This is a genomic window from Aestuariimicrobium sp. T2.26MG-19.2B, assembly GCF_950101875.1.
Classification (GTDB): domain Bacteria; phylum Actinomycetota; class Actinomycetes; order Propionibacteriales; family Propionibacteriaceae; genus Aestuariimicrobium; species Aestuariimicrobium kwangyangense.
In genome coordinates, this window is sequence record NZ_CATNLW010000002.1 from 417779 (window position 1) to 443104 (window position 25326).

The following is a 25326-nucleotide window of genomic DNA, read 5'->3' on the forward strand; positions in this document are numbered from 1 at the left end:
GTCAGGCCTCCTTGCGAATGCGTCGGGTGCGCCGACCCAGCAGTGATTCCCGGGTGACCCCCATGTGGTTGGGGTCCAGGCCGGAGAAACGGCCGCCCTGACCGAAGTACCTGGTTCGTCCGAGCAGGGTCATCAGGGGCTTGGTGAAGAAGAACACGATGGCCAGGTCGATCAGCGTGGTCAGCCCCAGGGTGAACGCGAAGCCCTTCACCGACCCGATCGCGAGCACGAACAGCACGGTGGCGCTCAACAACGAGACGATGTCGGCGATCACGACGGTGCCGCGGGCCTTCGTCCAGCCCGACTCGATCGCCGATCGCAGGGCTCGTCCGTCACGCACCTCGTCGCGGATGCGTTCGAAGTAGATGATGAACGAGTCGGCGGTCACCCCGATGGCGACGATGGCGCCCGCGATGCCGGGCAGGTTGAGGGCCAGCCCGAGTCCGGCGCCCAGCAGCACCATGCAGGTGTAGGTCAGGCCACCGGCCACGACCAGGGTGCCGACGACCACGATGCTGAGGGCCCGGTAGTAGATCATCGAGTAGACCAGCACCAGCGCCAGGCCGATCGCACCGGCGATCAGTCCGGCGTGCAACTGGTCACCACCCAGGGTCGCGGAGATGTTCTCCACCGACGAGATGTCGAAGGCCAGCGGCAGGGCGCCGTACTTGAGCACGTTGGCCAACTCCGCCGAGGATGCCGCGGTGAACTGACCCGAGATCTCGGCCTTCCCACCGGGGATCGGCGACGAGACGCTGGGGGCCGAGATGACCCGCTGGTCGAGCACGATGGCGAACTGGTTCTTGGGTGAGGCCTGCTGGGCGAGGTAGGTCGTCGACTTGGTGAAGGCGCTGGTGCCGGCACCGTTGAAATCGAGGGTGACCACGTAGCCGACCCCCTGCTGCGGGATGCCGGAGGCCGCGTCGTTGACCTGGGTGCCGGGGATCACGACCGGGCCGAGCAGGTACTTCTGCCCGTAGGCGTCGCAGGCGAACAGAGGCTGGTCGGCGACGTCGGGGAACGGGTCACCGCACTGCCAGGTCTGGAACTCGGTGGTGTCCTGGGCGCTGGGCTGCCACGCCAGCAACTGCTCGACCGTCCGCGTCTGCTTGCCCGGGGCCGTGGGGCGAGGGGTCGGCTCGGGCGCGGGAGCGGTGGGCAGTCCAGGAGCGACCGGCGTGGGCGTCGCCGCCGGGGTCGGCATCCCGGGAGCCGACGGCTTGGCGGAGGCGGAGGCACTGGACGATCCGCTGGGGCTCGCCGACGGCGATGCGGTGGCCGGGTCGGCCGGGGTGGACTGGCCGACCTCGTTGACCATGCGGAAACTCAGCTGGGCCGTCTGGCCCACGAGTGAGACGAGTTCGTCGCGGTTGGCGTTGGGCACGCTGACCACGATGTTGGTGCCACCCTCGGTGGTCACCTCGGACTCCCCCACGCCCAGGGAGTCGACCCGCTGCTGGATGATCGTGCGGGCCTGCTCGAGGCTGTCGGCGGACACCGAGCCGGATCCCGTGGAGTTGCGGGCCGTCAGGGTGATGGTGGTGCCACCGCGCAGGTCGAGACCCAGACGCGGCGTCCACTGCTTGGCGACGGCCATCAGGCCGACCAGGCCACAGCAGACCAGCAGGAAGATGGCGAGTGTCCGCGCGGGATGCGGACGATGAGGACTCGTGGTCGCCATCGGGTCAGACCCGCTGCTCTCCCGGCTGGGCCGGCGGATCGAGCTCGTCGAGGTGCTGCTCGTCGCCCGTCTGCTCGGCCTCGCCGGCCAGTTCTGTCTGGTCGTCCAGCTCGCCCTCGTCGTCGGGGTGGGAGTCGTCGTCGTACTCGAACTCCTCCTCGCTGGCGTCGACGGCCTTGATGATCGCGTCCTTCATGGCGGTCACCTCGACACCGGGTGCCAGTTCGACGACGGCCTGCTTCTCACCGAGGTGCTTGATGGTGCCGAAGAGTCCGCCGGCCAGCTGGACGCGGACGCCCGGGGCCAGCGAGTCGCGCAGCGCCTGCTGCTTCTTCGCATGCTCGGCGGCCTGCTTGCGCATGGGGCGGATCAACAGGAGGTAGAAGACGGCGACCAGGCCAACCAGCATGATGATGGTGGACAGGCCTTGGCCGGCGAGCAGCGGTTGCACGATGATTTCTTTCGTCCGGGAACGATGACCCGGCAAGCCTACCGGCAGTCCTGTCAGGCTCCGAACAGGTCGGGTTCGACCTGCCGTGTCGGGTTCTGGGGAGGGGTGAGCCCCAGGTGTTCCCACGCCGCAGGGGTGGCGACCCGCCCCCGGGGTGTGCGCATCAGGAAGCCCTGGCGCACGAGGTAGGGCTCGGCCACGTCCTCGACGGTCTCGGTCTCCTCACCGACGCTGATGGCGAGTGTCGACAGGCCGACCGGGCCGCCGTTGAACTTGCCGCAGATGGCCTGCAGCACCGCCCGGTCGAGCCGGTCCAGACCGATCTCGTCGACCTCGTAGAGCCGCAGGGCCAGGTCGACGGTCTGATGGGTGATCCGGCCGGCGTGGCGTACCTGGGAGAAGTCCCTCACCCGCCGCAGCAGGCGGTTCGCGATGCGGGGGGTGCCCCGGGACCGTCCGGCGATCTCGGCGGCCGACGCGTCGTCGAGCCGGAGCCCGAGCATGGCCGCGGAGCGGGCGACGATCACGGCCAGAGCATCGGTGTCGTAGAAGTCGAGGCTCGCGGTGAACCCGAACCGGTCGCGGAGCGGCCCCGGCAGCATCCCCGCACGGGTGGTGGCCCCCACCAGGGTGAACGGTGGGATGTCGATGGGGATGGCGGTCGCGCCGGGTCCCTTGCCCACGACCACGTCGACGCGGAAGTCCTCCATGGCCAGGTAGAGCATCTCCTCGGCGGGCCGCGCCAGCCGGTGGATCTCGTCGAGGAAGAGCACCTCGCCCTCGACCAGCCCAGACAGGATGGCGGCGAGGTCACCCGCGTGCTGGATGGCCGGGCCCGACGAGATGCGGATGGGCGTCGCCATCTCTGCGGCGATGATCATGGCGAGGGTGGTCTTGCCCAGCCCGGGAGGCCCGGACAGCAGCACGTGGTCGGGCACGGTGCCGCGGTGCTTGGCGGCGTCGAGCACCAGCCCCAACTGGTCACTCACCCGGGGCTGGCCGCCGAACTCCGCCAACGTCGTCGGACGGAGGGCAGCCTCCGATGCCAGTTCCGCCGGATCGACCAGGGGATCGACGGCGCTCATCGGGCAAGGCTCCGCAGGGCGGCCCTCATCAGCTGGCCGACACCGATCGTCGGGTCGTCCGAGACCAGCGGGGCAACCTTCTCGCATGCCGCGTCGGCGTCCTTGCTGCTCCAGCCCAGACCTTGCAGACCGCTCGAGACCTGGTCGCGCCAGGCCTCGTCCCCGCTGGGGGCCCGATCCGGCTGGGGACCGGGGGTGAGACCCAACTGGGCGACCTTGTCCTTGAGTTCGATCACCATCTTCTGGGCTCCCTTGGCGCCGATCCCGGGCACCGAGGTCAGCCTGGCCAGGTCGCCCTGCTGCACGGCGCGGACGAAGTCGGCCGGGGCCACCACCGAGACGACGGCCAGCGCGAGCTTCGGACCCACCCCCGAGGCGGTCTGCACCAGCTCGAAGGCGTCACGTTCCATGGCCTCGGCAAAGCCGTAGAGGGTGAGCGAGTCCTCACGGACCACGAGCGAGGTGTGCAGGTGCAGGGAGTGTCCCGGTCGGGCGGCCGCCGAGGTGGCCGGGGTGCACAGGGCCTTCACCCCGAATCCACCCAGGTCGACCACCACCCAGGTGGCGCCCGCCTCGAGGCAGGTGCCCCGCACTTGGTTGATCATGACCTGCTCCTGTTCGGTGTCCTGCTCCGGTGGGTGGCGGTGGTCCTGGCGCTGTGTTCGGCGACCAGCGCCGCGTACCGGTTGGTGGCGCTGCCCCGCCACAGGTGGGTGATGGCCAGCGCGACTGCGTCGGCGGCATCAGCGGGCTTGGGGGCCTCGGTCAGTCTCAACACCCGCGCGACCATCACACCGACCTGGGTCTTGTCCGCCCGGCCGGAACCGGTGATGGCGGCCTTCACCTCGCTGGGTGTGTGCAGCACCACGGGGATGCCGTGTCGGGCGGCGACCAACATCGCCACGCCGGCGGCCTGGGCGGTTCCGGTGACAGAACTGAGGTTGTGCTGGGCGAACACGCGTTCGACCGCCACCGCGTCGGGACGATGGGTGGTGACCCATTCCTCGATCCCCTGCTCGATCTGCAACAACCGCTTGGCGAGGTCAAGATCGGCCGGGGTGCGCACCACTCCCACGGCGACCAGGCTGGGCGGTCGTCCGACCACGCCCTCGACCACTCCCACGCCACAACGGGTCAGACCGGGGTCGACCCCGAGCACGCGGATTGCCGAACACATGTTCGATACGCTAGCTCATTCCTCCTCGAGGGCTACCGCGACATCCTCGGGCACCTCGACATTGGAGTAGACGTTCTGCACGTCGTCGGAGTCCTCGAGCGCATCGATGATGCGGAACAGTTTCTGGGCCTCGTCCAGGGTCACCGTCTGGGTGAACTCGGGCTTGAACTCGACCTCGGCCGATTCGTAGTCGAGTCCGGCGGCCTCGACCGCCTTGCGCACCTCGACCATCACCGACGGGTCGGAGATCACCTCGAAGGCCTCGCCCTCGTCGACGACGTCCTCGGGCTCGGCGTCCAGTGTCGCCTCGAGCAGGTCGTCCTCGCCGACCTCACGGTCGGACTGCTTCTTCAGCACGGCCACGACACCCTTTCGGGCGAAGATGCGCTGCACGGAGCCGCCATCGGCCATCGAGCCGCCGTTGCGGGTGACGGCCACCCGAACGTCCGAGATGGCGCGGTTGCGGTTGTCGGTGAGGCACTCGATCAGGATCGCGACACCGGCAGGCCCGTAGGCCTCGTACATGATCGTGTCGTAGTTCGCGCCGCCACCGTCTGCACCCGACCCGCGCTTGACGGCGCGGTCGATGTTGTCGTTGGGGACGGAGGTCTTCTTGGCCTTCTGGATCGCGTCGTAGAGCGTGGGGTTGCCAGCGGGGTCACCACCACCGATGCGGGCCGCCACCTCGACGTTCTTGATCAGCTTGGCGAAGAGCTTGCCTCGCTTGGCGTCGATCGCAGCCTTCTTGTGCTTGGTGGTCGCCCACTTGGAATGCCCGCTCATTGGACCCCTTCTACGCGTCGCAGTACCCCGTCATGGTACTCACACCGTTGGCTGTACAGCACCACGGAGTCGGCCTCCTGGTAGCCCAGACGGGCGAACAACGACACTGCCGCACTGCCCTGTTCGGCCGAGTCGGCGCCACCGGTGTCGACCCCCAGACCGGCCCCCTCGAGCCCGGCATCGGCGAAGCTGATCAACACCCGCCGGAGCAGTGCCTGCCCCAGCCGGCGTCCTCGGTGACTGGGCAGGACCCCGATCCGGTCGGTCCAGCCCTCGCTCCACCCCTGGGCGTCCCAGTCCTGCTGGTAGGCCGATGAGAGCGCGTAGCCCACCACCCGGTCGTCCTCGAGCGCCACGAAGGACCACTCGGGCCGGGAACTGGGTCCGCTGAGCGACCTCTCCCAGTCGAGGCGACCCACCGACTTGGCGCCGGGCAGGTCGGCGAAGGCGAGGTTGTGCGCGATCCGCACCTGCTCGGTGTGGCGCTCGGGGTCGAAGCCGACGATGGTGACGCCGTCGCAGAGTTCGTCGGGCAGGGCGTGGGGGTCGACCTCGTCGAAGGACAGGTGCATGTCGGCGAACCATCGCTCCGGGGTGAACCCGGCCGCGATGAGGCTGTCCCGACGCAGGGTGAGCTTCGTGTCGACGTAGGAGCCGAGCCACAGCGACTCGACACCGGCCTCGAGACCCCACTCACAACCACGTTCGGTCAGCCAGCGCACCAGGTGGTGGCCGATCTGGCGGTGGCGCGCCTGGGGGTGAATCAGCCAGTTGAGCCAGATGCGTGGGTGGTCGGCGTCGTCACGACGCACCAGCAGCCAGCCGGCCGCCAGCATCGCCCCCGAACGGTCCCGACCCACCACCCCGTTGCGTTCCGGCTCGGAGCGGGGGTCGCTGAGGTCCTCGCGCAACTGGTCGCCGCTGGGACGGTCGACCGGGTCGTCGAGCCAGGCGCAGGCCTCGGCCAACTCGGCGAGTTCGTCGACGTCGGTGAGGGTGAGCGGTGACCACTCCAGCATCGGCTCGACCATGAGGTCACTGATGGCGTTCACCGGGGGGCGCTCATCTCTGGGGCAGGAACCGGCGCCGCTCCGCGCTGACCGGCCAGTCCACGACCGACCAGCCGTTCTGTCGGGCCGCCCTCAACAGGCCCACGTCGGGGCTGACCACGACGGGATTGCCGACCGCGGTGAGCATCGGCAGGTCGACGTGGGAGTCGGCATAGGCGTAGCTCTTGGCCAGGTCGTAGCCGTGCAGGGTGGCGTACTGGCGAAGCCAGGCCGACCGGGTCTCACCGACCATCGGGGGGCCGTCGAGGAAGCCGGTGCACACCCCCTGGTCGTCGGTCGACAGTTCGGCCGCCACCACCACGTCGAACAGGTCGGCGATGGGCCGGGTGAACGGGCGAACGGCGCCGGTCAGCAGCACCGTGGTGTGCCCCACCTCACGGTGCTCCTGGATGCGGGTGAGTGCGTCATGGGCCAGTCGATCCATGATGAAGGGCCGCATGCGGGTGTCGACGATGGCGTTCAGTTCGTCCAGCGGCATGCCGGCGTAGCGCCGGTAGACCTGCCGGAGGAAGTTGCCGCGGTCGCGCCGCAGCGAGGCAAGGTAGGCGGGCAGGTGCGAGGCCACCTTTGCGACCTCCTTGACCTGGTCGGTCAGCGGCAGGTCGGGCAGCGTGGCCCACAAGTAGGTCTCGACCACGTTGGTGGCCATCACGGTGCCGTCGAGGTCGAACACGGCCAGCACCGGGGTCGGGGAGGGCTTGAGCGCCTTGTAGGTGCTCGACCGCTCACCTCGTCTGGTGCGGGCCAGTTCGAGTCGCTGTACCGGGTTGATGATGGCGGGGATGTGCACCTCGCCCAGGTAGTGGTCCCAGTCGATCTGTCCGGTGTCGAAGCTGAAGTGCTCGACGTCGTCGGGGTGCAGCGACTGGTGCAGGGCGAGGGTGCTGTCGTCGACGAAGTGCAGTTCCGACTGCAGGTACTCCCCGTACAGGCTGAAGTACTTGCGGAAGAAGGCCAACTGCTCGGCCTGCTTGTCGAGGGCGATGGCCGCCTCCCGGGTGCGCACGCTGCGGGGTGCGAAGCTGAGCAACCGCTCCCCCACCGCATGGGCGCGTTCGGCCAGCGCCAGGTACTTCTCGATGGGTGCGGCTCCGGGGAACTTCCAGGTGACGGCCGGGACGGGTTCACCGTTGCGGATGAACGGGTGCGCCGTGAAGTAGGCGCGGCAGATGTCGTGCACCCCCCGGAAGGTGAGCGGGTTCCTGGCGCCGGAGTTCGAGTGGTAGTACTCGGGTCGTCCGATCTCGGGTTCGGTCGCAGCGACGGCGACGATCGCGTTGACCACGTGGTCGCAGGGGACGATGTCGATGACGGCATCGGGCGAGGCGGGGAACTCGGGCAGTTCGCCGCGGGCGTAGGCGAGGATGATCGGATCGGCCATCTTGAATCCCTCGATCCACCCGGGGAAGGGGTCGACCAAGGAGGACTCGACGATGGCGGGACGAACGATCGAGACCTTGATGGTGCTCGTCAGGTCGGCCACCACTCGTTCGCCCATCGCCTTGGCGAAGGTGTAGACGTCGGTCCAGCCCAATGACCTGGCCCGTTCGGTGCCGGCCTCGACCAGCTTGCGCTTCACCCATTCGGCTCGACGACGTTCGGTGTCGGCGGCCGTGGTGAGGTAGCCCGCCTGCTGGTGCTGCCGTTCGGCCTGCTTGCGCAGGGCCGTCAACTGCTCCGAGGTGCGCGACTGGGTCTCGATGTGCTCCTTGAGGGAGAGGGCGTGCCTGGTCTCCGCCTCGTAGTCGACGCCGTGGGCGTGGGCCTCCTCGGGGATGGCGCCGCGACGCCGGCCGGCGGTGTAGGCCGTCGAGATGTGCACGTAGTGCGGAATGCGGTGCAGGGTGCCGTCCTCGTCGGTGCAGGCCTCGATCAGCTTGCCGATCAGGGCCTGGGTGCCCAGCACGTTGGTCTTGAAGGCCTCGTCGATGGGCGGGTCGAACGACACGTCCCCAGCGCAGTGGATCAGCACGTCGAGGTCGCAGGGAAGGTCGGGCACGTGCGGCAGGTCGCCCTCGATCACCTCGATGCGATCATCGACCAGTTGTTCGGGGCCGCCGGCCGCCTCGACCAGGGGCTTGAAGATCTTCTTGCGGGCGAGGCTGACGACCCGCTCATGAGCGGTGACAGAGCCCTTGCGCCGCACCAGCACCGCCACCTTGGTGTCGGGCAGTTCGGTCAGGATCTTCCAGAGCAACTGCTCGCCGATGAAGCCGGTGACACCGGTGAGCAGGATCTTCTGCCCCGCCAGCAGGTCGCGCAACCGGCCCTCCAGCAGCGGCGGCAGGTGGGCCGCGTGGTACTCGCCGAAGGTCGCGGCGGGGCCCTGGCGTCGTACAGGTCGGGTGCTCACGGGTGAGTCTCCTCTCCGCGGGCTACCCGCAGCGCGTCCTCGAGGGTGAAGTTGCCCACGTACAGGGCGGTGCCGATGATGGCGCCCTCGACGCCTTCGTCGACCAGGGTTCGCAGACCGGCCAGGTCGCTCAGTCGGGCCACCCCGCCGGAGGCGATGACGGCCGCGTCCGTGCGCGAACAGACGTCGCGCAGCAGGTCGAGGTTGGGGCCGGTCAGCATGCCGTCCGAGGCGACATCGGTGACGACGTAGCGCTGACACCCCGCGGCGTTGAGGCGGTCGATCGTCTCGTGCAGGTCGCCGCCCTCCTCGGTCCATCCGCGAGCCGCGAGCCGGGTACCACGCACGTCGAGGCCGATCGCGACCCGGTCGCCGTGCTCCCCGATGATCCGCTCGCACCACTGCGGATTCTCCAGCGCGGCCGTGCCGATGTTGACCCGGCGGGCCCCGGCCGCCAAGGCACGCTCGAGCGAGGCGTCATCGCGGATGCCGCCGGACAGCTCGACCTTGATGCCGAGCTCACCGACGATCCGGCTGGTCACCTCGGCATTGGAGCCTCGTCCGAAGGCCGCGTCGAGGTCGACCAGGTGCAGCCATTCGGCGCCGGCCCGCTGCCAGCGCAGGGCAGCAGCCAGTGGGTCCCCGAACGTCTTCTCCGAGCCGGCCACGCCCTGCACGAGCTGCACGGCCTGGCCGCCCTGGACGTCGACGGCGGGCAGCAGTACAAGATCAGTCACGCCATGACCCTATAGCGAGCCCTTGGTGCTGGGCACTCCCTGCACGCGGGGGTCCCGCGAGACAGCGGTGCGCAGGGCCCGGGCCAGGGCCTTGAACTGTGCCTCGACGATGTGGTGCGGGTCACGCCCGGCAAGCAGGCGCAGGTGGACGCACAGCCCGGCGTTCATGGCCAGGGACTCGACGACGTGACGGGTCATCGACCCGGCGTAGGGAACCCCGGATCCGCCGATCAGCGCGTAGACCTGCCCCTCGGGCTCACCCGAGCACGAGACCCAGGGCCGGCCGGCGACATCGACCACACACTGGGCGAGCGCTTCGTCCAGCGGCACCATGGCATCGCCGTACCGGGTGATGCCCCGCTTGTCGCCGAGGGCCTGGCCGAGGGCCTGGCCGATGGCGATGGCGGTGTCCTCGATGCTGTGGTGGCCGTCGATGTGCAGGTCGCCGGTGGTGGCCACCTCGAGATCGATCAGCGAGTGCTTCGACAGCGCGGTCAGCATGTGGTCGTAGAAGCCGACCCCCGTCGAGATGGACGAGGCACCCGTGCCGTCGAGGTCCAGGCTGACCCGCACCTCGGACTCACTGGTCACGCGGGTGACGGAGGCGGTTCTGGACGAGGGCGTACTGGACTCACTCATGTGGGCAGCTCCTGGATGGGGGGACGGACGTCGTCGAGGGCAGTCAGGAAGGCAGCCAGCTCGTCAGGGGTTCCAGCCGAGACCCGCAGGAACCCTGCGGGGCCAGTCTCGCGGACGAGGACGCCACGGTCCAGCAGTGCGGAGAAGACGGCGTGGCGGTCTGCGAAGCGTCCGAACAGGCAGAAGTTCGCATCACTGGGCACCACCTCGTAGCCACGGCGGCGCAGGTCGTGTTGCAGGCGCTGCAACCCGTCCCGCAGCGACTCCACGCGGGCCAGCATCTGGGTCGAGTGCCGCAGCGCCACCAGGGCCAACGCCTGGGACTGCGCCGACAGGTGGTACGGCAACCGGACGATCCGACAGGCGTCGACCACAGCCGGGTTGGCGACCAGGTAACCGAGACGTCCACCCGCGAAGGCGAAGGCCTTGCTCATGGTGCGGGTGACCACGAGGCGCGGGTACTTCGGCAGCAGCGCGATGGCCGAGTCCTCGGGCACGGCCGTGAACTCCTGGTAGGCCTCATCGACCACGACGATGGCCCGGGTGGCGGCACAGATCTCGTCGATCACCTGCACGGGGGTGGTGGTGCCGGTCGGGTTGTTGGGGGTGGTGATCACCACCACGTCGGCCTCGGTCTCGGCGATCGCTTCGAGCACCAGGGCGGTGCTGACCCTGAAGTCGGCGTCCCGGGGACGGGTGACGTAGTCGGTGTGGGTGTTGCGGGCGTACTCGGGGTACATCGAGTAGGTGGGTGAGAACGACAGCACCCTGCGCCCGGGACCACCGAACGCACCCATCAGGTGGGTCATCACCTCGTTGGAGCCGTTGGCGACCCAGATGTTGGCCGCCGTCAGCCCGAAGCCGAGGTAACCGGCCAGCGCGGTGCGCAGCTCGGTCGCCTCCCGGTCGGGGTAGCGGTTGACCTCGCGGGCCAGCCGCTGGACGACCCGGCCCATCTCGTGCACCACGTCGTCCGAGGGCGGGTAGGGGTTCTCGTTGACGTTGAGCCGCACGGGTACGTCGAGCTGGGGGGCGCCGTAGGGCTCCTCCCCCACCAGTTCGGGGCGCAGTGGCAGCGCGGCCAGACCGAAGTCCGAGTCGGGGCTCATCGGGTCTGCTCCCGGCGCACGGTGATGGCAGCGGCGTGGGCGTGCAGGTTCTCAGCGCGGGCGAAGGTCTCGACCCGGTCGGCGACGTCGGCCAACGCCTGGGCGTTGTACTGGATGACCTGCACGGCCTTCATGAAACTGCGGACCCCCAGTCCCGAGGAGTGGCAGGCACACCCGGCAGTGGGCAGCACGTGGGTCGAGCCCGCCGAGTAGTCGCCCAGTGAGACCGGCGACCACGCGCCGACGAAGATGGCCCCGGCGTTGCGCACCCGGGCGGACCAGGACTCGGGAGCCTCGGTCTGGATCTCGAGGTGCTCGGCGGCGTAGGCGTTGACCACGTCGAGACCCTGGTCGAGGTCGGCGACCAGCACGATGGCCGACTGCTGTCCCGTCAGGGCTGTCGTCACCCGCTCCCGTTGCGGGGTGAGCGCCACCTGGCGGGTGGTCTCGGCCTCGACGGCCCGGGCCAGGTCTTCCGAGTCGGTGACCAGCACCGAGGCCGCCATCGGGTCGTGCTCGGCCTGGCTGATCAGGTCGGCTGCGACGTGCACCGGGTTGGCCGTGTGGTCGGCGAGGATGGCGATCTCGGTGGGGCCGGCCTCGGCGTCGATGCCCACCGCCCCGCGCAGCAGTCGCTTGGCTGCCGCGACGTAGATGTTGCCGGGGCCCGTCACCATGTCGACGCGGTCACACAGACCCTCCACCCCCAGCGCGAACATGGCGATGGCCTGCGCGCCGCCGACCGCGTAGACCTCGTCGACGCCCAGCAGGTGGCACAGTCCCAGGATGTTGGGGTGCGGGAGTCCGCCGAAGTCCTTCTGGGGCGGTGAGGCCACGGCGATCGAGCGCACCTTGGCCACCTGGGCGGGGACCACGTTCATGATCACCGACGAGGCCAGTGGAGCCAGTCCGCCCGGGACGTAGAGCCCGACCCGGTCGACGGGGATGATCCGCTGGGTCACCTTGGCGCCGGGGGCGACCTCCACGGTCTCGGACGAGCGCTCCCGCTCCCCCAGTTCGCAGACGGCCCGGCGGCGAGCGATGGACTCGTCGAAGGCGGCGCGCAGGTCGTCGTCCAGTTCGGCGGCGCACCGCTCCAGGACCTCGGCAGGTACCCGCAGGGAGGGCGGCCGGATGCCGTCGAACTGCTCCGAGAAGCGGATCAGGGCCGTCCGGCCCTCGTCGCGCACGGCATCGATGATCGGACGGACCTGCTCGACGGCATGCTCGACGTCGAACTCGGCGCGGGGCAGCACCGCAGTCAGGTCGGCCGGTCGATCACGCAGGTCAAGGGTTCTCATCACAGCCACGAGTCTAGGACGGACTCCGTCGGCACCACTACGGTGGGCGGCGTGCTGGACTCCTTCGTGCCCGTGCCCCTGCAAGCGTTCGTGGGCTTCGGGACGGTCGCCAATGTGGGCACGATCATGCTGGGCACGACGGTGGGCCTGGTCATCGGACATCGGCTGGACGAGCGCACGCGGTCGACGCTGATCGACCTGCTGGGCCTGTTCACGTTGATGACCGCCGTGCTCTCCCTGCTGCCGGCCGCCGGGGACCGGTTCTCGCGGGCGGTGCCGGGTCAACTCGCCCTGATCGTCGTCCTGATCGGGCTTGCGGTCGGTGCCGTGATCGGATCGCTGGTCGGCATCGAGGAGCGGATCGAGCAACTGGGCGTGTGGGCTCGCGGGCTGCTGGCGCGCGGTGGCGCCGCCGGGGACCAGGACGTGGTCGAGCGGCACCGGTTCGTGCAGGCCTTCCTGACCTCGACCCTGCTGTTCTGCGTCGGCCCGATGACCGTGCTGGGTTCCCTGTCGGACGGGCTGGGCACGGGTCAGCAGGTCCTGCTCACCAAGGCGCTGATGGACGGTGTCGCCTCCATCGCGCTGGCCTCGGCGATGGGTGCCGGGGTGTACCTCTCGGCCGCGGGGGTGCTCGTCGTGCAGGGACTGCTCACTGCTGGCGGATGGTGGCTGGGTCGTCTGCTGGATGCCGCGCAGATCGACTCCCTGTCGATCGCCGGAGGGGTCATCCTGCTGGGACTTGGGCTACGGCTGCTCGACATCCGGCAGGTACGGGTTGCCGACCTGACCCCCGGCCTGGTGATGGCGCCGCTGCTGTTCAGCCTCGCGCGCCTGCTCTGAACCGGGGGCCTCGACCTGGCGTCGTTGGTTCGCCCGTTGCTGCTGGACGATCAGCGCCTCCGTCATCCGCCGGTGGGCCCGGCGCAGGCGGAGTCGGGTGAGCGGTCCCGGCCCGGACTCGTCATCGGTCAGCGAGGACGCAGCCAGCACCGGCAGCACCGCGCCGAAGGGCCACACGGCCAGCGCAGCCTTGGCCCTCAGGGCCAACTCGATCGGGATCTGGTCGCCGGCCTTGGCGGCGGCGATCCGCGAGGCGAAGTCACCGGAGTCGAGGAAGATCCCGAACCCCCACGCCAACAGGCCGGCCAGACAGGACCCCACCACGGCCAGGGGCACGACCGGCCAGCCCTGTCGTCCGTGTCGGATCCAGGCCAACCAGCCGATCAGGGCACCACCGACCAGACCGATCACCGAGAACCAGGCGTCGGCGCCGAAGAACTGCGCGAGCCCCCGTTCGGTGGTGGTGGCCACCGAGTCGTTGCCCATCACGTAGACGGGTCGGACCACCACCACATTCCAGACGAACCCGGCCAGCAACCCGCCCACCAGGCAGACCAGTGCGAACAGTCCCAACCCGCGGGCCACCCGCGAGACTTGGCCCTGCGGGTCGACGAAGGCTCGCGGCGCCTCGGCCTGCTCGGTCAGCAGGCTGCGCGGGGGCAGGTCGGACTCGCTCACACCGGTCACCCTAGGCCACGCACGAAGGACCGAGCAGGGCCTTCAGGTCGGCCACCAGGGGCGGCGAGGCATGCACGCGCAGTCGTTCGTCCAGCCTGAAGGTGGTGACCTTCTCGCGGGAGACCAGCCGCAGCCGCACCTCCGACATGCCCGGGTGGCGACCCAGCACCTCACGCAGACGGCCCACCACCTCGGGAGTGCAGCGCACGGTGGGCAGTTGCACGGTCAGGGGTCCGTTGTGGGCCTGCTGGTCGACGTCGGGAGCCGAGATCTCGATGGCCGACAACGAGACACGATCCTCACCGCGACGGATGCGTCCCTTGACCCGCAGCACGGTGTCGGGTGCCAGCAGCAGGGCGTACTGCTGGAAGGCCTTGTTGAACACCAGCACCTCGAGTCCCGACTCCAGGTCCTCGAGGGTGACCGCCGCCCACAGTTCGCCGCGCTTGTTCTGCCGTCGGGTCACGGAGGTGACCAGTCCGCAGACGGTGAGGGTCGAGCCGTCTGCGGGACCGTCCTCGTCCAGCGCCCTGGCGATGGTGGTGTCCCGGTTCGCGGCCAGCACGTGCTCGAGGCCCTGCAGCGGGTGGTCGGAGACGTAGAGGCCCAACATCTCGCGCTCGAACGCCAGTTTGGTGCGCTTGTCCCAGTCCTCGACCTCGGGGATGGCACGTCCCGAGAACCCGCTGGGGGTGTCGGTCGCCTCGTCCAGCCCGAAGCCGAAGTCGAAGGAGTCCTGGCCGTTGGCCTCGTTGCGCTTGAGGTCGGTGACCTCGTCGATCGCACCCTCGAAGATCTCCATCAGGGCGCGTCGCGGGTGGCCCATCGAGTCGAAGGCACCCGCCTTGATCAGGGACTCGACGGTGCGCTTGTTGCAGACACTGAGCGGCACCTGGTCGAGGAAGGCGTTGAAGTCGGACGGTTCACCGTGCTCGGTCCGGGCCTCGACGATGGAGGCGACCACGTTCTCACCCACGTTGCGGATGGCGGCCAGCCCGAAGCGGATGTCGTCGCCGACGGCGGAGAACTCGGCCTCGGAGCTGTTCACGTCGGGCGGCAACACCTTGATGCCCATCGAACGGGTGTCGGCCAGGTAGATGGCCATCTTGTCCTTGTCGTCGCCGACGCTGGTCAACAGAGCGGCGCCGAACTCGGCCGGGTAGTTGGCCTTCAGGTAGGCGGTCCAGTACGAGACCAGCCCGTAACCGGCGGTGTGCGACTTGTTGAACGCGTAGCCCGAGAAGGGAAGCATCACGTCCCAGAGGGCCTGGGTGGCGGCGGGCGACCATCCGTTGGCGCTCATCCCGGCCTTGAAGTTGTCGAATTCCTTGGCGAGGATCTCGGGCTTCTTCTTGCCCATCGCCCGCCGCAGCAGGTCGGCGCCGCCGAGGGTGTACCCGGCGAGGTCACGGGCCACGGCCATGATCTGCTCCTGGTAGACCATCAGGTGGTAGGTCGTGCCCAGGATGGGCTCCAGCGCATCCTTCAACTCCGGGTGGATCGGAGTGATCGGTTGGCGCCCGTTCTTGCGGGCCGCGTAGTTGATGTGTGCGTTGGCGGCCATCGGACCCGGCCGGTACAGCGCCAACACGGCGGCAATGTCCTCGAATCGGGTGGGCGCCATCAGCCGCAACAGGCTGCGCATGGGCCCACCGTCGAGCTGGAAGACTCCGAGGGTGTCACCGCGGGCCAGCAGTTCGAAGGTCTTCTCGTCCTCCAGCGGGATGTTCTCGCAGGCGAGGTCGATGCCCCGGTTGGCGCGGATGATCGACAGGGCGTGGTCGATGATGCCGAGGTTGCGCAGGCCGAGGAAGTCCATCTTCATCAGCCCCATCTCCTCGAGCTGGGGATAGGCGAAGCCCGCGATGATGGTGCCGTCCTTGTCGCGGCGGTGCAGCGGGATCAGGTCGAGCAGCGGCGCCGACGAGAGGATGAACGCGCAGGCGTGCACGCCGGTGCCGCGCATGGCGCCCTCGAGCCCCAGCCCGGTCTCGACCACCTGCCGCACGTCGGGGTCGGTGTCGAACAGGGCCCTGAACTCCGCACCCTCGGCGTAGCGCTCGTGCTTCTCGTTGAACAGGTCCTTCAGGGGCACGTCCTTGCCCATCACCGCGGGCGGCATGGCCTTGGTGATCTTCTCGCCCAGCGAGAACGGGTGGCCCAGGATGCGGTTGGCGTCCTTGATGGCTGCCTTGGCCTTGATGGTCGAGAAGGTGTTGACCTGGCTGGTGAACTCGGCGCCGTACTTGGTGGTGACGTAGTCGATGATCTTGTCGCGCTGGCGGTCGTCGAAGTCGAGGTCGACGTCGGGGGGGTTGATGCGTTCGGGGTTGAGGAAGCGTTCGAACAGCAGGGCGTGCTCGATCGGGTCGAGTTCGGTGATGCGGGTCAGGTAGGCGATCATCGAACCGGTCGCGGACCCTCGTCCGGGGCCCACCGCCACGCCCATGTCACGGGCGGCCTGACAGATGTCGGAGACCACCAGGAAGTAGGCCGAGAAGCCGAGCGGCTCGATCACGGCCAACTCGGTCTCGATGCGCTCCAGCACCTCGGGTGACGGGTTGTCGCCGAACCTCAGCTTCACACCCTCGTCGACCTTCTTGCGCAGCCACGAGTTCTGGGTCTCGCCCTCGGGAACCTTGAACTGGGGCATGCGGTCGACGTGGGCGAAGACCTCGTCGTAGGGCTCGATCATCTCGGCGACCAGCAGGGTGTTGTCGGCGGCCTCGGGCAGTTCCCGGAAGAGGTCGCGCATCTGCTGGGAGGACTTGATGTAGTAGCCCGAACCGTTGAAGCGGAAGCGCTTCTCGTCGTCCTTGTTGCGGCCCACCCCCACGCACAGCAGGTCGTCGTGGGCGTTGGCCTGCTCCTCGGTGACGTAGTGGGAGTCGTTGGTGAGCAACAACGGGATGCCGAGGTCGCGGTGCAGGCGCATCAGGTCTTCGCGCACCTCGCGCTCGATCGGGACCCCGTGCTCCATCAGTTCTATGAAGTAGTTCTCGGCGCCGAAGATGTCGCGGTAGTCGGCGGCGGCCTGGCGGGCCTTGTCGTACTGACCCAGCCGGAGTCTGGTCTGCACCTCACCGGAGGGACAGCCGGTGGTGGCGATGATGCCCTCGTGGTGGGTGTCGATCAGTTCCCGGTCCATGCGGGGCTTCATGTAGTAGCCCTCGAAGCTGGCCAAGGACGACAACCGGAACAGGTTGTGCAGCCCAGAGGCGTTCTTCGCCCACATCGTCATGTGGGTGTAGCGGCCGCCACCGGAGACGTCCTTGCCGCCCTCGGCGTCAGGATCGGAGGGATCGCGGCGTCCGCCGTCGGCCCAGTACTCCTGCACCCGGGAGAAGCGGGACGAGGGTGCCACGTAGGCCTCGATGCCGATGATCGGCTTGACCGCATGGTTCTTCGAGGTCTGGAAGAACTCGTAGGCGCCGAACATGTTGCCGTGGTCGCTCATCGCGACCGCAGGCATCCCGAGTCGTTCGACCTCGGCGAACAGCTGCTTGTTCTTCGCCAGCCCGTCGAGCGTCGAGTACTCTGTGTGCACGTGCAGGTGGACGAAGTTGTCAGCCATCGATGGCGGCCTTCCGGTCAGAGGGGCGGCGAAGGGTGAGAGACCCACTGTAGTGCCGACCGCTGACAACCCGATGGACGACCAACGCCCCGACCAGGATCACCGCGGACACGACCGGGAGGTGCTCGGGTCCGGCCCCGGCCGCCAGGGTGAGGCCTCCGAGACCCCCTCCCAGGGCGTTGCCGAGCGAGATGGCGCTGGCATTGAGGGCCATCACGATGGGGGCCGACTGGGGCGCCATCGCCGCCAGCCTGGCCTGCTGGGGAACCGCGGCTCCCCCATTGCCGATGCCGCACACGAAGAACCAGACCAACCCCAGCACCCCCAACCCCAGTCCCGCCCCCAGCCGGGCTCCCAGCAGGAACACCACCGAACCGAACACCGCGTTCACGAGCAGACCGGTGAGCACCACCGTCAGCACCCGCACCGGGGTGTGACGGTCGGCCAGACGTCCGGTGAAGGCGTTGCCCAGCATGCTGGCCGCGCCGTAGCCGAACATGATCAGGATGATCGCCCAGCCCAACGGGAAGTACGGACGAAGGATCAGCGCGGCGAAGGTGAAGCACGCGTAGCTGGACGACAGGATCCCGATGGTGACCAGGAGCGCCACCACCAGGCGCGGCTGCCGGAGCGGGGCGAGGCGCTCGGCCAGGGTGGTGCTGGGCAGGTGCAGGTGGGGTAGTCGGGCCAGAATCCCCAGCAGGGCGACGGTTCCCACAGCGGCCACCATCACCAGCGGGAACCGCCAGTTCGACTGACCCAGCAGCAGTCCCACGGGCACCCCGAGGGCGGTTGCCGTCATCCAGCCCCCGAGCACGAACGACAGCGCCCGGCCGCGCTGGTCGGGCGGGGCGAGGTGGATGACGTAGCTGGTGATGGCGGCGCTGAGCAGGCTGCCACCCAGGGCCGACACCACCCGGCCGGCCAGCGCCACCGAGAAATCGGGCGCGAGCGCCACGATGACATTGCCGACCACGAACACCGCCAACGCGACCGTGATGGTGCGCCGTCGCTCCCATCCGCTGGTGAAGGTGCCGAGCAGGGGTCCGGCGAAGGCGGAGGTGAGCGCGAACACGCTGACGAGTTGCCCGGCGAGGGCGTTGCTGACGCCGAGGTCGGTCGAGATGGTGGGCAACAGCCCCGCGAGCACGTACCCGTCGATGCCGGTGGAGAATCCGGCCACCGCGAGCCAGATCAGGGCGTGGTAGGGCAGCCGGGCGACGGGCGTGGGTTCGGACACCGTCAGCACATTATCGACGCCGGCGCTCCCCCGATGATCGACACCTGGGTTGGTGGATGGCCGGTCATTCCTGGTGATCACCTGACATGCTTTCGCCCATGAACCTTCCGCTGCACCCGCTGTTCGTCCACCTGCCGGTCGTCCTCTTCCCGCTCGCCGCGATCGCCGGCATCGTCCACGTGGTGGTCAAGCGCTGGCGTGGTCACCTGCTGTGGCCGACCGCTGTCGCTGCCCTGGTGGCCTTCCTCGCCACCCTGGTCGCCCGGACGACCGGCGAGGACCTGGCCCAGAGGTTCCCCGGCGAGGCCGCCCAGGTGGCGGTGCACGAGCAGTACTCCAGTCTGCTGGTGGCCGCCGGCTCCGTCTTCGGACTCGGCATCCTGCTGGCGCTGCTCACCCGCCCGGGTACCGGCTTCGGCCCGCGGTTGAAGCCGGGCTGGGTGGCCCTGTTGGGTCACGTGCTGATGGTGCTCGGTGGGCTGGCGGTACTCGTGACCATCGTGCTCACCGGGGACTCCGGGGCCCGGATGGTGTGGGGCGGCTAAGCCAGCCCCACACCACCCTGGTGTGGACTCAGGCCAGCATCTGGCGCACCTGCGGCCCGATCGGCCGCGGGAGCGCCGATGCGGTGCCCGACAGGAACGAGTCGACACCCTGGGCAGCCGAACGACCCTCGGCGATGGCCCACACGATCAGTGACTGGCCACGTCCGGCGTCCCCACAGGCGAACACGCCCGGCACGGTGGTCTGGTACGACTCGTCGCGCTTGATGTTGCCGCGCTCGTCGATCTCGCAGCCCAACTGGCTGACCACGGTGTCGGTCTCGGGACCGGTGAAGCCCATCGCCAACAGCACCAGGTCGGCCTCGATCTCGCGCTCGGTGCCGGGCACGGGCTGGAACCTGCCGTCGACGAACTCGACCTCCGACAGCTGCAGGGCCCGCAGGTTGCCCTCGTCATCGCCGAGGAACTGCGAGGTCGAGCTGGCGTAGACGCGGTCACCGCCCTCCTCGTGGGCCGAACTCACCCGGAAGATCATCGGGTAGGTGGGCCACGGCTGATGGGCCGGACGGGCCTCCGGAGGCATCGGCATGATCTCGAGCTGGGTGACCGAGGCAGCCCCTTGGCGCAGCGACGTACCCAGGCAGTCGGCCCCGGTGTCGCCGCCACCGATGATGACCACGTGCTTGCCGGTGGCCGTGATCTGGTTGTCGACGGTCTGACCCAACGCGACGCGGTTGGCCTGGGGAAGGAACTCCATGGCCTGGTGGATCCCCGCGAGTTCGCGCCCGGGGACGGGCAGGTCACGGGCCTTGGTGGCACCCGTGGCCAGCACCACGGCATCGAACCGTTCGAGCAACTGCTCGCCGGTGATGTCGACGCCGACGTTGGTGTCGGGCTTGAAGACGGTGCCCTCGAGCTTCATCTGCTTGAGTCGGCGGTCGAGCACCGCCTTCTCCATCTTGAACTCAGGGATGCCGTAGCGCAGCAGCCCGCCGATGGCGTCGGCACGCTCGTAGACGACCACGGTGTGGCCGGTGCGGGTCAACTGCTGGGCGACCGCCAGACCGGCGGGACCCGACCCGACCACGGCGACGGTCTTCAACGAGTGCCACTCGGGCTGCTGGGGGGTGACCCGGAGGTCGTCCCACGCCTTGTCGATGATGGCGACCTCGACGTTCTTGATGGTCACCGGCTCACGGGTGATGCCCACCACGCAGGCGGTCTCACACGGTGCCGGGCACAGCCGGCCTGTGAACTCGGGGAAGTTGTTGGTGGCGTGCAGCCGCTCCAGCGCGTTCACCCATTCGTCGCGCCAGACCAGGTCGTTCCATTCGGGGATGAGGTTCCCCAGGGGACAACCGGTGTGGCAGAACGGGATACCGCAGTCCATGCATCGGCCGGCCTGCTGGGTGATGATCGGCAGCAGCGCCCGCCCCGGTCCGCCGGGGTAGACCTCCTTCCAGTCGTGCAGGCGCTCCTGCACGGGCCGGCGGGGTGCAACCTCACGGTCGGTGGTCATGAATCCCTTGGGATCAGCCATGAGCGGCCTCCATCATCAGTGCGGTCGTGGCGGCCTCGTCGAGGCCCTTCTGCATGGCCTCGGCGCGAGCACGCATCACCTTGGCGAAATCGCGCGGCTCCACCTTCGTGAACACCTGCGCGAGGTGGTCGCGACCGGCCTCGAGCAGTTCCGCGGCCTTGGTCGAGCCGGTGCGGTCGCGGTGTTCGGTCAGCAACTCGGTCACGCGGTCGAGATCGTCCGCGGTGAGTTCGACCGCGTCGACCAGTTCGGTGTTGAGCCGGTCACGGTTGAGGTCGAGCACCCAGGCGTGGCCACCCGACATCCCGGCGGCGAAGTTGCGCCCGGTGGGACCGATGATCAGCACCTCACCCCCGGTCATGTACTCACAACCGTGGTCGCCCACACCCTCGACGACCGCCGAGGCCCCGGAGTTGCGCACGCAGAACCGCTCCCCCACCACTCCGCGCAGGAACAGCTTGCCCGAGGTGGCGCCGTAGCCGATCACGTTGCCGGCGACGATCTGGTCGTGCGGATCGAAACTGACCTCGTCGGCCGGGGTCACCACCACGGTGCCACCCGACAGTCCCTTGCCGACGTAGTCGTTGGAGTCACCGATCAGGGTGAGATCGACCCCCGCGGGGAGGAAGGCGCCGAAGCTCTGCCCGGCCGTGCCGGTGAAGGTCAGCGAGATGGTGCCCTCGGGCAGCCCGCGACCCTCGGTCGCCTTGGTGACCTCGTGGCCCAGCACCGTCCCGACGGTGCGGTCGATGTTGCGGATGCCGAAGCTGGCCTCGACCCGCTCCCCCCGGTCGAGGGCGGGACGGGCGGCCTCGATCAACTGCACGTCGAGCTTGGTGTCGAGGCCGTGGTCCTGACCGGTGGTGTGGTGGAGGGACGAGCCGGCGGCGAGCCCGACCTGGTGCAGCACCGGCGACAGGTCGAGCCCCCGTGCCTTCCAGTGGTCGACGGCCGAGGACGAGTCGAGCGCCTCGACGTGGCCCACGGCTTCCTCGATCGACCGGAAGCCCAGCTGGGCCAGGTACTCGCGCACCTCCTCGGCGATGAAGGTGAAGAAGTTGACGACGTGCTCGGCCTTGCCGTGGTAGTGCTCGCGCAGTTCCGGGTTCTGCGTGGCGATGCCGACCGGGCAGGTGTCCTTGTGGCAGACGCGCATCATGATGCATCCCGAGACCACCAGCGGCGCCGTGGCGAAACCGAACTCCTCGGCACCCAGCAGGGCGGCGATGATGACGTCGCGTCCCGTCTTGAGCTGCCCGTCGCACTGCACGACGATCCGGTCACGCAGACCGTTGATCAGCAGGGTCTGCTGGGTCTCGGCGAGCCCCAGCTCCCAGGGGCCGCCGGCGTGCTTGAGCGAGGTCAGAGGTGCCGCCCCGGTGCCACCGTCATGTCCGGAGATCAGCACCACGTCGGCCTTGGCCTTCGAGACACCCGCGGCCACCGTGCCCACGCCGATCTCGGCGACGAGCTTGACGTGCACCCGCGCCGAGGGGTTGGCGCACTTGAGGTCGTGGATCAGCTGCTTGAGGTCTTCGATCGAGTAGATGTCGTGGTGCGGCGGTGGCGAGATCAGACCGACTCCTGGGGTGGAGTGGCGGGTCTTCGCGACCCACGGGTACACCTTGGCCCCCGGCAGCTGCCCGCCCTCGCCGGGCTTGGCGCCCTGGGCCATCTTGATCTGGATGTCGGTGGCATTGGTCAGGTAGTCGGAGGTGACCCCGAACCGTCCCGAGGCGACCTGCTTGATCGCGGAGCGACGCTCCGGGTCGTGCAGTCGGTCGGCGTCCTCACCGCCCTCGCCCGTGTTCGACTTGCCACCCAACCGGTTCATGGCGATGGCCAAGGTCTGGTGGGCCTCCATCGAGATGGAGCCGTAGCTCATGGCTCCCGTCGAGAACCGCTTGACGATCTCCGAGACGGGTTCCACCTCGTCGATGTCGATCGGTTCGCGGTCGGAGTTGAAGGTCAGCAACGAGCGCAGCGTCATCAGCCGCGCCGAGTTGTCGTCGACCAGCTTGGTGTACCGCTTGAAGATGTCGTAGCGGCCGGTCTGGGTGGAGTGCTGCAGCCGGAACACCGACTCGGGGTCGAACAGGTGCTGTTCGCCCTCGCGACGCCACTGGTACTCGCCGCCGACGGGCAGCGTGCGGTGGGCGTTCGGCACCCCCGACAGGGGGTAGGCCTGCTGGTGGCGAAGGTTGACCTCCTCGGCGATCTCGTCGAGACCGATCCCCTCGATCCGGCTGGTGGTGCCGGTGAAGAACTCGTCCACGAAGTCGCTGCGCAGTCCGACGGCCTCGAAGATCTGGGCACCGGTGTAGCTGGCCAGGGTCGAGACGCCCATCTTGCTCATCACCTTGAGCACGCCCTTGCCGAGGGCCTTGTAGACGTTCTTGATCGCCTTCTGCGGGTCGACGCCCACGTAGAGCTCGTTGCGGGCCATGTCCTCGGCCGACTCGAGCACGAGGTAGGGGTTGACGGCTGCCGCGCCGTAGCCGATCAGCAGCGCGACGTGGTGCACCTCGCGCACGTCACCGGCCTCGACGATCAGGCCCACCTGGGTGCGGGTCTTCTCGCTGACCAGGTGGTGGTGGATGGCGGAGGTGAGCAGGAGGGAGGGGATGGGGGCCAACTCGCGGGTGGAGTGGCGGTCGGAGAGCACGATCACCCGGGCTCCCCCGGCGATGGCGGTGCTGACCTCGGCGCGGATCTCGTCCAGCCGGGCGCGCAGCGCGTCGCCGCCCCCGTCGACCGAGTAGAGGCCCCGCACGACATGGGCCGCCAGGTGGGGGTGCACCCCGCCGTCGGAGATGTGGATGAGCTTCGACAACTGCTCGGAGTCGAGGATCGGGAAGGGGATCACCAGTTGTCGACAGGACTCCTCGCTGGGGCTGAGCAGGTTGCCCTCGGGCCCGATGGTGCTGGCCAGCGACGTGACCAGTTCCTCACGGATGGCGTCGAGCGGCGGGTTCGTCACCTGCGCGAACAGTTGCGCGAAGTAGTCGAAGATCAGCCGTGGCCGCTCCGACAGCACGGCGATGGGGGTGTCGGTACCCATCGAGCCGATCGCCTCGGCACCGTCGTTGGCCATCGGCGCGATCAGGTGACGCAGTTCCTCGTGGGTGTAGCCGAACAACTGCTGGCGCCGGGTGACCGAGGCGTGGGAGTGCACGATGTGGGTGCGCTCGGGCAGGTCGTCGAAGCGGAGCTTGTTCTGCAACCACTCCTGGTAGGGGTGTTCGGCGGCCAGCGCCGACTTCACCTCGTCGTCGCCGATGATGCGGTGCTGGTCGAGGTCGACCAGGAACATACGGCCCGGCTGCAGGCGTCCCTTCTGCACCACCTGGTCGGGCTCGACGGGCAGCACACCAGCCTCGGATGCGAAGATCACCCGTCCGTCGGTGGTCACCCAGTAGCGCGCCGGACGAAGCCCGTTGCGGTCGAGCACCCCGCCGATCACGGTGCCGTCGGTGAAGGTGACGCAGGCGGGGCCGTCCCAGGGCTCCATCATCGAGGAGTGGAACTCGTAGAAGGCGCGACGGGCGGGATCCATCTCGGTGTGGTTCTCCCACGCCTCCGGGATCATCATCAGCACCGCGTGCGGCAGGCTGCGACCGCCCAGGTGCAGCAGTTCGAGCACCTCGTCGAAGCTGGCCGAGTCGGAGGCCTCGGGGGTGCAGATCGGGAACAGCCGCTCGAGGTCGCCGGGCAGCAGGTCGCTGGTCAGCAGGGCCTCACGCGCACGCATCCAGTTGCGGTTGCCGCGCACGGTGTTGATCTCGCCGTTGTGGGCCATCAACCGGTACGGGTGGGCCAGCTCCCAGGCGGGGAAGGTGTTCGTCGAGAAGCGGGAGTGCACCAGCGCGAGCGCCGAGGTGAACGACTCCTCGTGCAGCTCGGGGTACACCTGCTCCAGCTGGTCGGTGGTGAGCATGCCCTTGTAGACCAGCGTGCGTGACGACAGCGACGAGAAGTAGACGTCGACCTCGTGCTGGGCACGGCGACGCAGGCCGTAGACGAGCCGGTCGAGGGCGAGTCCGGTCACCGGCTCGCCCGACTTGGGCGGGGGTGCGCTGACGAACAACTGCGCGAAGTGCGGCATCACGGCGAGCGACACGGGGCTCAAGGAGTCAGTGACCACCGGCACCTCTCGCCAGCCCAGCACGGTCAGGTTCTCGTCGGCGGCGATCCGCTCGATCGAGGTGCGGGCGTTCGCGAGTTCGGCCTCGTCCACGGGAAGGTGGGCCATGCCGACGGCGTAGGCGCCGGCGGCCGGCAGGTCGAAGTCGACCGCGGCGCGCAGGAAGGCATCGGGAACCTGCACCAGGATGCCGGCACCGTCCCCTGCTGCCTCGTCGGCGCCGGTGGCACCACGGTGGTCAAGGTTGCGCAGGGCCTCGAGTCCCTGCTCGACGATGGCGTGGCTGGGCACACCGTTCAGCTGCGCCACGAAGGCGACACCACAGGCGTCGTGCTCGAAATCCGGACGGTAGAGACCCTGCTTGGGGTGGTGGCCAAAGACCATCGTTGACTCCAATCGGCTCACGCGTGCCCGGGTG

Annotated in this window: 19 protein-coding genes; 2 read left to right on the plus strand and 17 right to left on the minus strand. The window is 68.8% G+C overall.

Annotation, left to right across the window (positions count from 1 at the left end):
* Nucleotide 1: 1 nt before the first annotated feature.
* Genes secD through hisD form a run of 12 tightly spaced genes read right to left on the minus strand, consistent with a single transcriptional unit; the run spans nucleotide 2 to nucleotide 12389 of the window.
* Nucleotides 2–1681 carry a protein translocase subunit SecD gene (gene secD / locus QQZ11_RS11790; protein WP_284550546.1) on the minus strand — a complete coding sequence of 560 codons (1680 nt, stop codon included), beginning with the start codon at nucleotides 1679–1681 and terminating at the stop codon, nucleotides 2–4.
* 4 nt (nucleotides 1682–1685) lie between these two features.
* Nucleotides 1686–2132 (minus strand): preprotein translocase subunit YajC, encoded by a 447-nt coding sequence (yajC, locus tag QQZ11_RS11795; RefSeq protein ID WP_022910307.1) that lies wholly within the window; start codon nucleotides 2130–2132, stop codon nucleotides 1686–1688.
* Between the two features lie 53 nt (nucleotides 2133–2185).
* Nucleotides 2186–3217 carry a Holliday junction branch migration DNA helicase RuvB gene (gene ruvB / locus QQZ11_RS11800; protein ID WP_022910308.1) on the minus strand — a complete coding sequence of 344 codons (1032 nt, stop codon included), beginning with the start codon at nucleotides 3215–3217 and terminating at the stop codon, nucleotides 2186–2188.
* A complete protein-coding gene (ruvA, locus tag QQZ11_RS11805) occupies nucleotides 3214–3822 on the minus strand; it encodes a Holliday junction branch migration protein RuvA (protein WP_022910309.1) in 609 nt (202 codons plus the stop codon). Before ruvA ends, ruvB begins: the two co-directional genes overlap by 4 nt.
* Entirely contained in the window at nucleotides 3819–4394 is a 576-nt protein-coding gene (ruvC, locus tag QQZ11_RS11810) for a crossover junction endodeoxyribonuclease RuvC (protein WP_284550547.1), read from the minus strand. Before ruvC ends, ruvA begins: the two co-directional genes overlap by 4 nt.
* 15 nt (nucleotides 4395–4409) lie before the next feature.
* Nucleotides 4410–5177: a YebC/PmpR family DNA-binding transcriptional regulator gene (locus QQZ11_RS11815; RefSeq protein WP_022910311.1), complete on the minus strand. Its 768-nt coding sequence runs from the start codon at nucleotides 5175–5177 to the stop codon at nucleotides 4410–4412.
* Nucleotides 5174–6229, minus strand: a complete 1056-nt coding sequence (locus QQZ11_RS11820) for a GNAT family N-acetyltransferase (RefSeq protein WP_284550548.1) — start codon at nucleotides 6227–6229, stop codon at nucleotides 5174–5176. The genes QQZ11_RS11815 and QQZ11_RS11820 overlap by 4 nt, the downstream gene beginning before the upstream one ends.
* Nucleotides 6230–6239: 10 nt before the next feature.
* Nucleotides 6240–8600, minus strand: a complete 2361-nt coding sequence (locus tag QQZ11_RS11825) for an HAD-IB family hydrolase (RefSeq protein WP_284550549.1) — start codon at nucleotides 8598–8600, stop codon at nucleotides 6240–6242.
* Entirely contained in the window at nucleotides 8597–9337 is a 741-nt protein-coding gene (gene priA, locus QQZ11_RS11830; RefSeq protein WP_284550550.1) for a bifunctional 1-(5-phosphoribosyl)-5-((5-phosphoribosylamino)methylideneamino)imidazole-4-carboxamide isomerase/phosphoribosylanthranilate isomerase PriA, read from the minus strand. Before priA ends, QQZ11_RS11825 begins: the two co-directional genes overlap by 4 nt.
* Before the next feature lie 9 nt (nucleotides 9338–9346).
* Nucleotides 9347–9976, minus strand: a complete 630-nt coding sequence (gene hisB / locus QQZ11_RS11835; protein ID WP_284550551.1) for an imidazoleglycerol-phosphate dehydratase HisB — start codon at nucleotides 9974–9976, stop codon at nucleotides 9347–9349.
* On the minus strand, nucleotides 9973–11085 hold the full coding sequence (locus QQZ11_RS11840) for a histidinol-phosphate transaminase (protein WP_284550552.1): 1113 nt from the start codon (nucleotides 11083–11085) through the stop codon (nucleotides 9973–9975). Before QQZ11_RS11840 ends, hisB begins: the two co-directional genes overlap by 4 nt.
* Nucleotides 11082–12389, minus strand: a complete 1308-nt coding sequence (gene hisD / locus QQZ11_RS11845) for a histidinol dehydrogenase (RefSeq protein ID WP_446698852.1) — start codon at nucleotides 12387–12389, stop codon at nucleotides 11082–11084. Before hisD ends, QQZ11_RS11840 begins: the two co-directional genes overlap by 4 nt.
* Before the next feature lie 48 nt (nucleotides 12390–12437).
* On the opposite strand from hisD, the gene QQZ11_RS11850 reads away from it, so the two are divergent.
* The gene (locus tag QQZ11_RS11850) at nucleotides 12438–13229 is read left to right on the plus strand and encodes a DUF554 domain-containing protein (RefSeq protein ID WP_284550554.1); all 792 of its coding nucleotides are present in this window, start codon (nucleotides 12438–12440) and stop codon (nucleotides 13227–13229) included.
* Here the strand turns inward: QQZ11_RS11850 and QQZ11_RS11855 are convergent.
* Genes QQZ11_RS11855 through QQZ11_RS11865 form a run of 3 tightly spaced genes read right to left on the minus strand, consistent with a single transcriptional unit; the run spans nucleotide 13134 to nucleotide 18721 of the window.
* Entirely contained in the window at nucleotides 13134–13907 is a 774-nt protein-coding gene (locus QQZ11_RS11855) for a hypothetical protein (protein WP_284550555.1), read from the minus strand. The genes QQZ11_RS11850 and QQZ11_RS11855 overlap by 96 nt on opposite strands.
* 10 nt (nucleotides 13908–13917) lie before the next feature.
* Nucleotides 13918–17481, minus strand: coding sequence for a DNA polymerase III subunit alpha (dnaE, locus tag QQZ11_RS11860; protein ID WP_284550556.1), 3564 nt, complete (start codon nucleotides 17479–17481; stop codon nucleotides 13918–13920).
* Nucleotides 17474–18721 carry an MFS transporter gene (locus QQZ11_RS11865; protein ID WP_284550557.1) on the minus strand — a complete coding sequence of 416 codons (1248 nt, stop codon included), beginning with the start codon at nucleotides 18719–18721 and terminating at the stop codon, nucleotides 17474–17476. The genes dnaE and QQZ11_RS11865 overlap by 8 nt, the downstream gene beginning before the upstream one ends.
* A 98-nt stretch (nucleotides 18722–18819) precedes the next feature.
* Between QQZ11_RS11865 and QQZ11_RS11870 the strand changes: the two genes are divergently transcribed.
* Complete coding sequence (locus QQZ11_RS11870) at nucleotides 18820–19266, plus strand: DUF2231 domain-containing protein (RefSeq protein WP_284550558.1); 447 nt, start codon at nucleotides 18820–18822, stop codon at nucleotides 19264–19266.
* 28 nt (nucleotides 19267–19294) lie between these two features.
* On the opposite strand, the gene QQZ11_RS11875 is transcribed toward QQZ11_RS11870, so the two are convergent.
* Together QQZ11_RS11875 and gltB are read right to left on the minus strand one after the other, a co-directional pair.
* On the minus strand, nucleotides 19295–20764 hold the full coding sequence (locus QQZ11_RS11875; RefSeq protein ID WP_284550559.1) for a glutamate synthase subunit beta: 1470 nt from the start codon (nucleotides 20762–20764) through the stop codon (nucleotides 19295–19297).
* Nucleotides 20757–25292, minus strand: a complete 4536-nt coding sequence (gltB, locus tag QQZ11_RS11880; RefSeq protein WP_284550560.1) for a glutamate synthase large subunit — start codon at nucleotides 25290–25292, stop codon at nucleotides 20757–20759. Before gltB ends, QQZ11_RS11875 begins: the two co-directional genes overlap by 8 nt.
* Nucleotides 25293–25326: the final 34 nt, after the last annotated feature.